We start from the raw sequence: 12,797 nt of genomic DNA on the forward strand, positions 1-12,797 counted from the left end.
GGTCGCGCTGGTGGGACTCGCGGTCCTTGCCGACCAGCGCCTCGGCGAAAGCCGGTAAGAACCGGTTTTCGCACTCACGACCGCTCCGCCGCGTCAGTAGGGTGGGGGCATGGCCGAGGCACAGTTCAAGGCGGAGACCTCGACGCGGGGCGAGTGGGTGCGGCAGGCGAACCGGTTCACCGAGCGAATCACCGCGGACGGCTCGTCCCGGTGGCCGGTGCAGCCGGACCGGTACCGGCTGGTGGTGAGCCTGGCGTGCCCGTGGGCGCACCGGTCGGTGATCGTGCGCCGCCTGCTCGGGCTGGAGGACGTGCTGTCGCTGGGGATCGTCGACCCGATCCGCGACGAGCGCGGTTGGCGCTTCACCCTCGATCCGGAGGAGAAGGACCCGGCGACCGGGATCGCCTTCCTCTCCGAGGCATACCTGGCCGCCGATCCCGAATTCACCGGCCGCTACACGGTTCCCGCGGTCCTCGACGTCGCCGAGCGCAAGGTGGTCACCAACGACTACCCGCAGCTGACGCTCGACCTGTCCACGGAATGGGCCGCGTACCACCGCGAAGGTGCGCCGCAGCTGTACCCGGAGCACCTTCGCGCGGAGATCGACGAAGTCAACGCGGTGGTGTTCGCCGACGTCAACAACGGCGTCTACCGCTGCGGCTTCGCCACCTCGCAGGTGGCCTACGAGGAGGCCTTCGAGCGGCTTTTCGCCCGCCTGGACTGGCTTTCCGAGCGCCTGGCGGACCGCCGGTACCTGGTCGGCGACGCGATCACCGAGGCCGACGTCCGGCTGTTCACCACGCTGGTGCGCTTCGACGCCGCCTACCACGGCCACTTCAAGTGCAACCGCCGGAAGCTCACCGAAATGCCGGTCCTGTGGGCGTACGCCAGGGATCTGTTCCAGACACCGGGCTTCGGCGACACGGTCGACTTCGACCACATCAAGCGCCACTACTACGCGACGCACCACCAGATCAACCCGACCGGCATCGTCCCGGCGGGCCCGGACCTGTCCGGCTGGGACACGCCACACGGCCGGGAAGCCTTGGGCGGCAAGCCCTTCGGCGCCGGCACTCCGCCCGCCTAGAGCCGCAGGAGTGCGGGGGGCTGTGCGCACAGCCCCCTGCACGCGCGGGTCAGAGCAAGGGCCGGAGATGCGCGTGGGCCCAGGCGGCGAGAGCGGTCGGTGTCGTGGTGAGGATGCTGCGCTTGTCCTCGGGGACGAAGTTCTCGCGCAGCCCGGTCGACATGCCGACGACGCCCTCGACTTGTCCGCTGCTCAAACCGGCCGATCGCAGCGAGGCGCGGAACTCGTCATCGGAGATCCGCTCGGCGCGCACCTCGCGCCCCACTGCGTTGCTCAGGATTTCGGCCACCCGCGGGAACGTCAGGTCTTCGGGGCCGTGCACGGCCTGCACGTGGCGTCCCGACCAACCGTCCGAGAGCAGTCGCGCGGCCACGACTTCGCCGATGTCGCGGGGATCGACCCAGGACATCGAGAAGTCCAGGGGCCACGGGGTGCGGAGCACGCCCTCGCGCAGGCCGTCGAGCTCCATGAGCAGGTTGGTGAAGAAGTACCCGCAGCGCAGGTGCAGCACGTCGGCGCCGGTGGCATCCAGCTGTTCCTCGGTCCGGGCCAGGCCATCGATCTCGCCGGCTCCGTGGCGCTTCTCCGCACCGACGCTGCTGAGGAACACGGTCCGGGCGATGCCGTTCTCCCTAACCGCGCGCGCCGCGTTGGCGCCCATGCGGGCGTAGCCGGCAGCAGGGTCGTCATCGGGCGTGGGTGGGTCCACCCAGAAGAGGCGGGCAGCGCCCTCCGTTGCGCGGAGGACGAAATCGGCATCCCCCTGGTCGCCCGGCACGACGTCGACCCGGTCACGCGTCGCCGCGTCGAGCTTGGCGGGTTCGCGCATCAGCAACGTCGGGCGCACACCCGCCTGCAGGAGCAGTTGCACGACTCGGGATCCCACGTGTCCGGTGGGTGTGGTGACGACGATCTTCTCGGGTTCATGTGCCATACCCGGGACGCTACGGTCGGTTGTGGTCGAATCCTGGCCACAATTCCGGTTAGGTTCGAGTGCGATGACGGATCCGAGCACACGGCTGCTGGAGCTGCTCTCGCTGCTGCAGAGCGGCCGGAGCTGGCCCGGGGCTGAACTGGCCGCGAGGCTGGGCGCATCACCGCGCACCCTGCGGCGCGACCTCGACCGCCTGCGCGAGCTCGGCTACCCGGTCTCCTCGACGCGCGGGCCGGGCGGCAACTACCAGCTCGTCGCCGGTCGGGCCATGCCGCCGCTGCTGCTCACCGACGACGAGGCGGTCGCCACCGTCGTCGGCCTGCGGATCGCCGCCCTCACCCAGATGGGCGGGGCCGGCGATGCTGCCGAAGGCGCCCTACGCAAACTCGAACGCGTCGTACCGACCCGGCTGCGCGCCCGGATACAGGCGCTCGCCTCGGCAACCGAGACGACCTCCCGCGCCACCCAGGCACTGGATCTGCGAACCGTGCAGCTGCTCGCGACCGCAGCGCACATGCACCAGGACGTGCGCTTCGACTACACCAGTCGCAGCGGGAAGCACACCGGACGCCGCGTCGAGCCCTACCGCCAGGTGCTGTTCGACCGCCGTTGGTACCTGCTGGGCTGGGACCGCGACCGCGCCGACTGGCGCACCTACCGCATCGACCGGATCGGCGAGCTCAGCGTTCCGGGCACCACCTTCACTCCCCGCGAGCTGCCCGCCGACGACCCGGTGAGCTTCGTCCAGGACAGCGCCCGGTTTCCGCTCACCGGGCAGCGCGGCGTGGTGCGTTTCGCGGCGCCGGTCTCGGTGGTCTCCGATCGGCTGATCGCCGAAGCGGGGTCGCTCGAGGCCATCGATGACACCAGCTGCCGCTACGTCACCAGCGCCGACTCCTGGGAATGGCTGTCCGTCACCCTCGCCACGGTCGGCGTGCCTTACACCATCGAGGCTCCGCCCGAGCTCATCAGCTACTCGCGGGAACTGGCCGATCGCATCGCCCGGGCAGCCGGCGGCTGATCCTTTCCGGTTGGTGCGCGGCCGAAGCCGCGCACCCCGGCGTCACCTCAGTGGAAGGAGTGCTCCGCGGCCGGGAAAGCATGGCCGCGGACATCGTCCGCGAAGCGGCCGGCCGCGTCGGCCAGGATGCCGCCCACGTCGGCGTAGCGCTTCACGAACTTCGCCGTGCGACCGGTGTTCATGCCCGACATGTCCGTCCAGACCAGCACCTGGGCGTCGCAATCCGGCCCGGCCCCGATGCCGACCGTCGGGATGCGCAGCTCTCCGGTCACCTGCTTCGCCGCGTCCGCCGACACCATCTCCAGCACCACGGAGAACGCGCCGGCCTCCTGCACCGCGAGCGCGTCGGCGAGCAGCTCGTCGGCCTTGTCGCCGCGGCCCTGCACGCGGTAGCCGCCGAGGCCGTGCTCGCTCTGCGGCGTGAAGCCGATGTGGGCCATCACCGGGATGCCCGCCGACACCAGCGCCTCGATCTGCGGGGCGTAGCGGCGGCCGCCTTCGAGCTTGACCGCGTGCGCGCGGCCTTCCTTCATGAACCGCGTCGCAGTGGCCAGCGCCTGCTCCGGCGACGCCTGGTACGAGCCGAACGGCAGATCGGCCACCACCAGAGCCCTCTCCGCCGACCGGGTCACGGCACGGACCAGCGGCAGCAACTCGTCCACGGTCACCGGTAGCGAGGACTCGTAGCCGTAGACGTTGTTGGCGGCCGAGTCGCCGACCAGCAGCACCGGGATGCCGGCCTGGTCGAAGATCCGCGCGGTGTACATGTCGTAGGAGGTGAGCATCGGCCAGGGCTCGCCGCGCTCCTTCAGCTGCTGGAGGTGGTGGATTCGCACTCGCCGCTTGGTCGGCGTGGATCCGTACGGCGCGGCCGTCTCGCCCTGGTTCTGGGCAGCAGTCATCGTTGACCGTCCTTTTCCTCGAAGCCCGCATCGCGGGTCCCCGGGTAGTTGCGGATGGTTGCGTGGGAAAGCGTCGCACGCGCTCAACCTCGCCGACACATCCCGAGGGCCAACATCACAGTTCAGCCGATCCAGGGCTCCGCGATGCGCGCGTAGGTGCCGTCGTGCAGCGCGAGGTTGAGCCACTGGTTCACGTACTGCTGGAACACGACGTCGCCCTTCGGGAGCAGGTACGCCTTCTCGCTGAAGGTGAACGGCTGCTCGGGGTGCACCGAGCACAGCTCCGGATGCTGCCTGGCCTGCCACTTGGTCTCGGCGGCGTCGGTCATCATCAGGTCGGCCTTGCCGTCGAGGATCTGCTGGAAGATCGTGTTGTTGTCCGGGTGCTCGACGATGGTGGCCTGCTTGAGGTTCTGCCTGGCGAACTGCTCGTTGGTGCCGCCGGGGTTGACGACGGCGCGGACGCCGGGCTGGTCGATCTGCTGCAACGTCTGGAACCGCGCCGCGTTCTCGCAGCGAGTGATCGGCGTCTTGCCGTCGACCACGTAGGCGGTGCTGAAGAACGCCTGCTTCGCGCGTTCCAGGGTGATCGACACTCCGCCGACGGCGATGTCGCACTGCGCGTTGAAGTCGGCGACCAGCGTCTTCCAGGTCGTGGGCACGATCGTCGCCTTGATCCCGAGCTTGCCTGCGAGGTCGTGCGCCATGTCGATGTCGATGCCGCTCCAGGCGCCCGCCGCGTCCCGGTAGGTGAACGGCCGGTAGTCCCCGGTGCTGCAAACTCGCAGCTCACCGCGCTGGACGACGTCGTCCAACCGGCTCGCCGCGGGCTTCGCGGGCTCGACCGGAGCCGCGGAGCACGCCGCGCTCAAGGCGACGACAGCCGCCGCGACCAACCCGGAACCGAACTTCTTCCACTGCATTACGCCCGCCTTTCGATCTTCGCGGAACATGCATAACCGCTCGGACCCGGGAAGGCCAGAGCGATGAGTTCCGCGGCCCCGGGAGGTCTGCACGTTCAGGAGGCGGTTCGCGAGAGGGGCACACGATGGACGAGCAGTTCACCGCGAAGCTGCAGAAGAGCCCGAACCGGGGCGGCTGGACCTACGTGGTCTGGCCGCGGTCGGTCGAGTACTTCGGCACCCGCGGCCTGGTGAAGGTCCGGGGCACGATCGACGGCCGGCCGTTCCGGAGCTCGTTCATGGCGCTGGGCGACGGCACCCACAAGCTGCCGGTGAAGGCCGACATCCGCAAGGCGATCGGCAAGGAGGTCGGTGCCGAGGTCACCGTCCGCCTGCTGGAGCGAATCGTCGATTGAGGCGGCTCGGCACAACCGCACCTCGGCTCGCGCGTCCCCAACAATGTGACCGCAATAGAGCAGAGCGAACCGGTGAAGATCAACTCGGCCTGGGCCTGGGCGGTATTCGCGGTGCTCGGGGCCTTCCCGGTGGCGATCGTGATGACCTGGTACGACCTCCAGGCCGTCGGCAGCTTGTGGAAGAAGTGCGACCTCGCCGACGCGAGCGGCGGGGTGGTGATCACCTTCGTTGTGCTGCCGGTGGCGCTTCTGCTGCACGTCACCCTGCTGCCGATCTGCATGGCGCTGTTCGCCGGCTGCCAGCGCGTCGCGGTGACACTGATGGTCAAGAAGCGGTGGCGCGAGGGCGCGGCGCTGGGACTGGTGATCCCGGTAGGCGTGGTGATCGGGTTGGCGGCGGCGGTGCTCGCATCGGTCGTGGTCATGGGCGTGGCGAAGGCCCAGATCCCGCCCGACTACCCGACGACCTGCAGCGAACTCGGCAACGGCAACGCCTGATGCGCGGACTCCGGCAATAACGGGAAAAACAACGATGCAACCAAATGACTTCCCGGGCGTCTTATGACCGGGAGCGCGTGGGAGCGCGGGAGGGAGGCAACTGGGGGTGCCTCCCTCCCGCCAGCCGAGCGCCTCGAGGGGATACTTCGGCGGTGACTGCCTTCTACCACGTGTGTTTCGTCGTGCCCGACGTCGAGAAGGCGATGCGCGACTTCGAGAAGTCCGCGAGCGTCGAGTGGAACGAACCGCAGACCAGCCGGCTCGCGGACTGGGAGTACCGGATCGTCTTCACCAAGGGCGGAGCGCCGTTCATCGAACTGATCGAGGGCCCGCCGGGAAGCCCGTGGGACGCGTCCGCGGGAGCCAGGTTCGACCACCTCGGCTACTGGACGAGCTCGCTGGAGGCCGGCGCGCGCAGGCTCGCGGACCAAGGCCTGCCGGAGGACTTCTCCGGCTGCCCGTACGGCAGGGCCTTCGCGTACCACCGGATGGACTCGATCGGAGCGAGGATCGAGCTGGTCGATGAATCCCGCCAACCCCAGTTCCTGCAAACCTGGAACCCAGGCGGTGCTCAGATGCCCGCCATCGACGAGCGCCCTTGACGAGGTGAACGCCGGAACCCCGCCCAAGCGGTGCCGTTGAACTGGAGGATCGGTCCGTCGGGATCTTTCGAGTCCCGGATCTCGATGCCTCCGCCGGCCAAGCGGGCGTCAGGAGATGAGTTCTTCTGAGACTTCCCAGAGTTCCTTGGCGCGCGCCTCGTCGTAGGACTCCGCGGAGCTCCGCCGCCTCGTGCGGCCCGTGAAGTACGCGCCGCTGACCGCTGCCGGTTCCGGGCTGGTGACCAGCCACGCCAGATCGCTCGCGGACTGGTCGACCGGCCGGACGCCTGGCAGCGCGCGGATCAACATCGGGGCGATTCGGGCGTAAAGGCGCCGGACAGGCGGGGGATAGTCGCGCGCCAGCCCGGTTTCCGGCATGAGCCCTGGGTCGAAGGCGTTGGCCGTGATCTTTCGGTCACGCAGCCGCCGTGCCAGCTCATATGTGGTGTAGATGTTCGCCAGCTTGGATGTTGAGTAGCGGATCCGCCCGTGCCGAGCCGAACCGCCCAGCGACGACAGGCCAGGATCGGCGAGCGCGCGAGGATCTTCCCAACGCGGCGCGGGGAACCCGAAGGACTGCAACGGCCCGAGGTGCGTGCCGCTGGAGACGAGCACGATGCGCGCGGGCTCGCCCAGGTGCTCCAGCAGCGACTGGATCAGCAGGAAGTGCCCGAGGTGGTTGGTGGCGAAGGTCAACTCGTGGCCGTCCGGTGATCGTTGAACACCGGTCGTGAGCTGAATTCCCGCGTTGCACACCAACGCGCCCAGCGGTCGCCCGTCCAAAGCGCGCACCGCCGCCCGGACGGACGAGAGGTTCGCAACGTCCAGCTCCAGCACGGACACGTCCGCATCCGGGGCCTGCGCCCGGATCGACGAGGCGGCGGCCGCGCCGCGTTCGGCGTTCCGGCACCCGAGGATCACCGGCCGGCCGGCCTTGGCGAGCGAGGTCGAAGTCGCCAACCCCAGCCCGGACGAAGCCCCGGTGACAAGAACAGCATCTCCCACGACCGCCTCCCACCGCAGAGCCTACCGAGGCATCGGAGATGCCAGAACCCAATCAGATCGGTCCCATGTGGACGGACGTTCGGCCTGATGGGGGCCCGTGTGTACTTTGTGCTGCTATGGCGACACAAAGTACACACGGGCCCTGAGCAGGCCGAACGTTCACCCAGGTGTTCGCCTGGCGTTCGTCGGTGGGTGTTCGGCGGATCGCGGCACGGTCATCTCGTCGTTCCAGGCTGGGCGGCCACCCACTCGAGGAGCCCGTCATGCGAATCGCCCGTGCAGGCGTGATCGCCGCTTCGTTGGCCGCCTGCGCCGGCCTGCTGGTGTCCGCCGCGAACGCCAGCCCGTCGGAGCGCGAAGACCTGCGGATGAACCAGATCCAGGTCATCGGGACGCACAACAGCTACCACCGCGAACTCTCCCGCGCCGAACAGCTCCACCAGTCCGCATCCGACAACCTCTGGTATTCGCACGCATCGCTGCCGGTGCAGTTCGAACGCCAGTCGGTGCGGCACATCGAGCTGGACCTGATGCCCGACGGCGACCGAGGCGGGCTCTACACCTCTCCGCTCATCCGCCGCGACGCCGGGCTGGGGCCGCTCACCGATCCAGATCTGGCCAAGCCGGGGATCAAGGTGATGCACTGGGCCGACCACGACTACGCCACGTCCTGCTCGACGTTGGTCAACTGCCTGCGCCAGGTCCGCGACTGGTCCGACGCGCACCCCGGGCACGCCCCGATCCCGATCCTGCTGGAGCTCAAGCAGACCGATCCGGCGATGGAGCAGCGCGGCGGCGCGGATTCCCCGCCGTGGGACGCCAAGCGGTTCGCCGACCTGGACGCCGAGATCCGCTCGGTGATCTCGGCCGACCAGATGATCACCCCGGACGACGTCCGGAAACCGGGCCTCACGCTGGAGCAGTCGGTGCTGCGCTTCGGCTGGCCGAAGCTCGCCGACGCCCGCGGCAAGTTCGTCTTCCTGATGGACAACCGCGATCCCCAGCAGCAGGCGCCGTACCTGGAGAACCGCCCCAACCTCGAAGGCCGTGTGCTGTTCACCAACTCCGTGCCCGGCCGACCGGATGCGGCGTTCATGTCGCAGAACGACCCGACCGGCGGGAACGGCGCGCAGATCCGGGACTGGGTGAAGCGCGGATACCTGGTGCGCACCCGCTCGGACGTGCCGCTCGCCGAAGCCACCACCGGTGACACCGCCCGCCTGGAAGCGGCGCTGGCCAGCGGAGCGCAGATCGTCAGCACGGACTTCCCGGCACCGGGCCTGGCTGCCCGCTACGGCTCCGACTACGTCGCAGAACTCGGCACCCCGGCGCGCTGCAACCCGGTGAACGCGCCCCGATCCTGCCGCTCCGACCACCTGGAAGGGCCGTGACCCAACGCTCGTGAGTGCTCGCTCCGGTAAGAACCGGAACGAACGCTCACGAGCCCGTCATGGCCCGGTAGGCGGGACGAAGGAGCTCGACGGCGGATTCGTCCCGGATCTGTACCGGCAGCGGGTCGAGCTCGTCGAGCAGCGCATCCGGTGCGGTCGGCTCCGGGCTGGGAGTTGCCGGCGCCGCCGGGGATTCCGGGGCGGTCCAGAAGGTTTCCAGGCATTCCGACAGCGGTGCCACGTCGTCGGGCTCCTCTGCCGCCGGACCCGAGACGCTCCCGCGCAACGCCCGCAGCCGGTCCAGCAGCTCCTCGCGCCCCCGGCCGCGCCAGGCGAGGATCTGGAACGGGTCCTCGTCGAACGACTCCGCCACCAGGTAGCAGGCCGCCGCCAGGTGCTTGCACGGGATTTCCCAGTCCGGGCAGGAACAATCCATCGTCAGTTCCCGCATCGTCGTCGGGAACAGCTGCAGCCCGAGCTCGTCGAAGACCCGCTCGACGTCCGTCGGCATCTCCCCGGCCAGCAGCTTCGCCGCGTACAGCGCCTGCCCGGCCAGCGCCCGCTCGATCCGCTCCCATTCGCCCGAGGTGAACGCCTTGATCGCGATCCGCGCCCGGTACGGCTCCGGCCGGGAACCTTGCACCAGCGCGACCACCAAACTGGTCGACAGCGTCAGGCTGAGCACCTGCCCCGCGCGTGCGTATCGCTTGCCGCGCTGCAGCCGGCCGCCCATGCCGAACGACTCCAGCACCTCGATGAACCGCCGCGACCACCAGGTCTGCGCGATCTCGCCGCGCTTGCTGCGCGCTTTGATGCCGCCCTCGACCCGGATCGGCTTCGCCGGCGGCGGGAACCGGCGCCATTCATTCACCGATGGCCTCCGCCTCCAGCGCGACCAGGTCGCGCAGCTCGCGGGTGGACAGCTCGGTCAGCCAGTTCTCGCCGGAACCGACGACCAGCTGCGCCAACGCCTTCTTGTCCTCGATCATCCGGTCGATCTTCTCCTCCAGGGTGCCGATGCAGGTCAGCTTGCGGACCTGCACGTCCCGGCGCTGGCCGATGCGGAACGCCCGATCGGTGGCCTGGTCCTCGACCGCCGGGTTCCACCACCGGTCGAGGTGGATGACGTGGTTGGCGGCGGTGAGCGTCAGCCCGGTGCCACCGGCCTTCAGCGACAGCAGGAAGATCGACGGCCCGTCGGTTTCCTGGAACCGCCGGACCATCTCGTCGCGGGCCTTCTTCGTCGTGCCGCCGTGCAGGAACAGCACCTCGGTGTCGAACCGCGCCGACAGGTGCGGCACCAGCATCCCGCCGAACCCGGCGAACTGCGTGAAGCACAGCGCCTTGTCGCCGTCGGCCAGCACCGATTCGAGGATTTCCTCCAGCCGCAACAACTTCCCCGACCGCCCGGGCAGCGGCGAGCCGTCGCCGAGCAGCTGTGCCGGGTGGTTGCACACCTGCTTGAGCTTGGACATCGTCGCCAGCACCAGCCCGCGACGCTCCATGCCAACGCTATCGTCGATGCGCGCCAGCATGTCGTCGACCACCGCCTGGTACAGCGATGCCTGCTCGGCGGTGAGGTTGCAGAGCTGCTTCATCTCGATCTTGTCCGGTAGATCGCCGATGATCGCCGGATCGGTCTTCAGCCGCCGCAGCACGAAGGGCCCGGTGATGCGCCGCAACCGGGCCGCGGCGTCGGTGTCGCCGTCGCGTTCCACCGGAACCGCGAACCTGGCCCGGAACGTGCTCAGCGAGCCCAGCACGCCGGGATTCGCGAAGTCCATTATGGACCAGAGCTCAGCGAGCCGGTTCTCCACCGGCGTGCCCGTCAGCGCGATCCGCTGCCGGGCCGACAGGCCGCGCACCGCCTTGGCCTGCCGGGAGGCGCTGTTCTTGATGTTCTGCGCCTCGTCGAGCACCACCCGTTCCCAGCGGATCTCCCGCAGCACGGCCGAATCCCGCGCGGCCAGCGGATACGTCGTGATGACCAGGTCTTGCCCGCCGACCTCTTCCATCAGGTCCTCGCCGCTGAGCCGCCCGCCGCCGTGGTGGACGTGCACCTTCAGCGCCGGCGCGAACCTGGCCGCCTCCCGCTGCCAGTTGCCGACCACCGACATGGGGCAGACCAGCAGCGTCGGGCCGCGCGGGCCTTCCGAGCGCGCCAGCGCTTCCAACGCCAGCAGCTGCACGGTCTTGCCGAGGCCCATGTCGTCGGCGAGGCAGGCGCCCAGCCCGAGCCGGTCCAGGAACGTCAGCCAGGCCAGGCCGCGGCGCTGGTACGGGCGCAGCGTCGCGGTGAAACCTTCCGGCGGCTCCACGGGTTCCAGGTACTGCTCGGCCTGCCCGGACAGCAGGTCGCCGAGCCACCCGCGCCCGCTCACCTCGATCACCGGCATCGGCAGGTCGCCGTCCTCGGACTGCATCCCGGCCTGCAACAACACCTCGCCGGCGGTCATCCGCCCGGTCCCGGAGCGCTGCAGGAACGCCAGCCCGGCGGCCAGCCGCTTGCGGTCGACCTGGACCCACCTGCCACGCAGCCGCACCAGCGGAACCTTCGCGGCCGCCAGCTCCTCCAGCTCGGACTCGGTCAGCCGCTCGTTGCCCAGCGCGAGGTCCCAGCGGTAGTCGACCACGGCGTCCATGCCGAGCCCGGATTCCTTCGCCACCGTCCCGGCGGTGCCGGAACTGGTCGCGGTCAGCTTCAACCCGAGCTGCTGCGTGCGGCCCCACCAGGACGGCAGCAGCACGCCGAAACCGGCCTGGTCCAGCAGCGCGGCACTGGTGAGGAACTCGTACGCGCCGTCGGCGTCCAGGAACAACTCGGTGGGATGCGGGACGATCAGCGCCGCGTCGAGCCCGGGGAAGACCCGGCTCGCCTTGCCGAGGTCGGCGAGCAGCAGCTCCTGCGGCTGCTCGACCCACCGCTGCAGGACCCGGCTTTCCTCCCGCCACACCTCGTTCGCGGACACCAGCACGCTCGGGTCGTCGACCGCCTGGAGCAGGAACTCCAGCCGCCACTGCTCGTCGTCTTCCGGGGCGTGCAACCGGAAGCAGGTCCGCACCGGGCTTTCGCGGGCGCCGCTGGCGCGCCAGGTCTCCAGCTGGCGGGCGAGCTTCCGCACCTTCGCGGGATCGCCGTCGAACCGCGGCTCGTGGGCCAGCGCGTTCAGCCACGCCGCAGCGACGGTCCGGCCGCCGGGCATCTCGACGTCCGCGACCCGGGCGCGGGCGATGCCGTCGACCAGCGCGTCGAGCGCCGTGCGCAGGACGTCGGCGGGCGGATCGCCGCGCTCGCAGCGGAAGGCAGGCGGCATGGATTCCCGCAGCGCCACGAACCGCGCCGAATCCGTGCCTGACAACGACGCCCGCCAGCGCGCCGCAGGCCGGTCGGCCTCGAAGACCAGCGCGGGCAGCACCCGTCCCTGCGACACCACCTGCTCGGCGAATCCGGCGACGTTGCGCAGGAAGTGCGCGGAGGCGCCCAACCGGCATCCGGGCACGCCTTCGTCGAGCAGCGCGAGCACGGCTGCGGGGCTGCACGACACGGCCGGCACCAGCCATTCCCGCAGCCGCAGCTTGCCGCGCGGCGTCGGCCCCGCGGTCAGCGGATCTCGCGCCAGCTCGGGAGATGTGACCGGCGCGGAGGCGTAAGAGGGCAGCTGGAGGCGGACGGAGTCGACCTTGAGCTGCTCACCGGGCAGCGCATCGCGCAGCGCCTCACCGGGCACGGCGAAAGGATGCGCCACCGTGCCGCGCGGCGCGCGCCCGGAAACTCGCGCGGGAAGCTCGGAATCCTCCGCCCACAACACGATTCGACCATCCACAGTAGACAATCCGTGCACGGCCCACACGGTCGCACCTCCTTCCGCCGCCGAGGCCTCGTGAGTGGTTTGGATCGCTATGGCTCTCCAAACCACTCACGACCGGTGACCTGCCCAAAGCGCCTCACGGCTGAGTCCGCTCGGGGCCGTGAGCCCAGCACGGACGGTGACCAGCCGGTTGCGGGGACGCCCCGTCGCCGGGGGCGAACGCGTGCCGC

13 protein-coding genes are annotated in these 12,797 nt (G+C 69.9%); 6 read left to right on the plus strand and 7 right to left on the minus strand.

The annotated features are described in order from the left end of the window. Positions 1-109: 109 nt before the first annotated feature. Positions 110-1,087, plus strand: a complete 978-nt coding sequence (locus tag AB0I53_RS47685) for a glutathione S-transferase family protein (RefSeq protein ID WP_358617343.1) — start codon at positions 110-112, stop codon at positions 1,085-1,087. Between the two features lie 49 nt (positions 1,088-1,136). On the opposite strand, the gene AB0I53_RS47690 is transcribed toward AB0I53_RS47685, so the two are convergent. Beyond that, positions 1,137-2,021, minus strand: a complete 885-nt coding sequence (locus AB0I53_RS47690) for an NAD(P)H-binding protein (protein ID WP_358617346.1) — start codon at positions 2,019-2,021, stop codon at positions 1,137-1,139. A 64-nt stretch (positions 2,022-2,085) separates the two neighbouring features. On the opposite strand from AB0I53_RS47690, the gene AB0I53_RS47695 reads away from it, so the two are divergent. After that, the gene (locus AB0I53_RS47695; RefSeq protein WP_358617348.1) at positions 2,086-3,042 is read left to right on the plus strand and encodes a YafY family protein; all 957 of its coding nucleotides are present in this window, start codon (positions 2,086-2,088) and stop codon (positions 3,040-3,042) included. A 47-nt stretch (positions 3,043-3,089) separates the two neighbouring features. On the opposite strand, the gene panB is transcribed toward AB0I53_RS47695, so the two are convergent. Both panB and AB0I53_RS47705 read right to left on the minus strand, forming a co-directional pair. Then, on the minus strand, positions 3,090-3,944 hold the full coding sequence (panB, locus tag AB0I53_RS47700) for a 3-methyl-2-oxobutanoate hydroxymethyltransferase (protein ID WP_358617351.1): 855 nt from the start codon (positions 3,942-3,944) through the stop codon (positions 3,090-3,092). Positions 3,945-4,066: 122 nt separating this feature from the next. After that, positions 4,067-4,867 carry a transporter substrate-binding domain-containing protein gene (locus AB0I53_RS47705; protein WP_358617354.1) on the minus strand — a complete coding sequence of 267 codons (801 nt, stop codon included), beginning with the start codon at positions 4,865-4,867 and terminating at the stop codon, positions 4,067-4,069. 125 nt (positions 4,868-4,992) lie between these two features. Here AB0I53_RS47705 and AB0I53_RS47710 point away from each other — a divergent pair, with 125 nt between their 5' ends. The 3 genes from AB0I53_RS47710 (at position 4,993) to AB0I53_RS47720 (ending at position 6,362) form a co-directional block, all read left to right on the plus strand. Further along, complete coding sequence (locus tag AB0I53_RS47710; protein ID WP_358617357.1) at positions 4,993-5,262, plus strand: DUF1905 domain-containing protein; 270 nt, start codon at positions 4,993-4,995, stop codon at positions 5,260-5,262. A gap of 72 nt (positions 5,263-5,334) precedes the next feature. Further along, the gene (locus AB0I53_RS47715) at positions 5,335-5,760 is read left to right on the plus strand and encodes a hypothetical protein (protein WP_358617359.1); all 426 of its coding nucleotides are present in this window, start codon (positions 5,335-5,337) and stop codon (positions 5,758-5,760) included. A gap of 152 nt (positions 5,761-5,912) precedes the next feature. After that, entirely contained in the window at positions 5,913-6,362 is a 450-nt protein-coding gene (locus tag AB0I53_RS47720) for a VOC family protein (protein ID WP_358617362.1), read from the plus strand. Here AB0I53_RS47720 and AB0I53_RS47725 read toward each other — a convergent pair. Next, positions 6,332-6,463 carry a DUF397 domain-containing protein gene (locus AB0I53_RS47725; RefSeq protein WP_358617365.1) on the minus strand — a complete coding sequence of 44 codons (132 nt, stop codon included), beginning with the start codon at positions 6,461-6,463 and terminating at the stop codon, positions 6,332-6,334. The two genes, AB0I53_RS47720 and AB0I53_RS47725, sit on opposite strands and share 31 nt — an antisense overlap. Before the next feature lie 7 nt (positions 6,464-6,470). After that, positions 6,471-7,367 carry an SDR family NAD(P)-dependent oxidoreductase gene (locus AB0I53_RS47730; RefSeq protein WP_358617367.1) on the minus strand — a complete coding sequence of 299 codons (897 nt, stop codon included), beginning with the start codon at positions 7,365-7,367 and terminating at the stop codon, positions 6,471-6,473. A 263-nt stretch (positions 7,368-7,630) separates the two neighbouring features. On the opposite strand from AB0I53_RS47730, the gene AB0I53_RS47735 reads away from it, so the two are divergent. Continuing rightward, on the plus strand, positions 7,631-8,758 hold the full coding sequence (locus AB0I53_RS47735; protein ID WP_358617369.1) for a phosphatidylinositol-specific phospholipase C1-like protein: 1,128 nt from the start codon (positions 7,631-7,633) through the stop codon (positions 8,756-8,758). A 46-nt stretch (positions 8,759-8,804) separates the two neighbouring features. Here AB0I53_RS47735 and AB0I53_RS47740 read toward each other — a convergent pair whose 3' ends face one another. Both AB0I53_RS47740 and AB0I53_RS47745 read right to left on the minus strand, forming a co-directional pair. Next, positions 8,805-9,629, minus strand: a complete 825-nt coding sequence (locus tag AB0I53_RS47740) for an SWIM zinc finger family protein (RefSeq protein ID WP_358617372.1) — start codon at positions 9,627-9,629, stop codon at positions 8,805-8,807. Continuing rightward, positions 9,622-12,609 carry a DEAD/DEAH box helicase gene (locus AB0I53_RS47745; protein ID WP_358617374.1) on the minus strand — a complete coding sequence of 996 codons (2,988 nt, stop codon included), beginning with the start codon at positions 12,607-12,609 and terminating at the stop codon, positions 9,622-9,624. Before AB0I53_RS47745 ends, AB0I53_RS47740 begins: the two co-directional genes overlap by 8 nt. Positions 12,610-12,797 lie beyond the last annotated feature (188 nt).

The organism is Saccharopolyspora sp. NPDC050389, from assembly GCF_040655595.1.
GTDB lineage: Bacteria > Actinomycetota > Actinomycetes > Mycobacteriales > Pseudonocardiaceae > Saccharopolyspora.

Excerpts from the sequence above, each read along its gene's own strand:
- AB0I53_RS47685 (WP_358617343.1), top strand. The coding sequence starts at position 110 with ATGGCCGAGGCACAGTTCAAGGCGGAGACCTCGACGCGGGGCGAGTGG.
- AB0I53_RS47690 (WP_358617346.1), bottom strand. The coding sequence starts at position 2,021 with ATGGCACATGAACCCGAGAAGATCGTCGTCACCACACCCACCGGACAC.
- AB0I53_RS47695 (WP_358617348.1), top strand. The coding sequence starts at position 2,086 with ATGACGGATCCGAGCACACGGCTGCTGGAGCTGCTCTCGCTGCTGCAG.
- panB (WP_358617351.1), bottom strand. The coding sequence starts at position 3,944 with ATGACTGCTGCCCAGAACCAGGGCGAGACGGCCGCGCCGTACGGATCC.
- AB0I53_RS47705 (WP_358617354.1), bottom strand. The coding sequence starts at position 4,867 with ATGCAGTGGAAGAAGTTCGGTTCCGGGTTGGTCGCGGCGGCTGTCGTC.
- AB0I53_RS47710 (WP_358617357.1), top strand. The coding sequence starts at position 4,993 with ATGGACGAGCAGTTCACCGCGAAGCTGCAGAAGAGCCCGAACCGGGGC.
- AB0I53_RS47735 (WP_358617369.1), top strand. The coding sequence starts at position 7,631 with ATGCGAATCGCCCGTGCAGGCGTGATCGCCGCTTCGTTGGCCGCCTGC.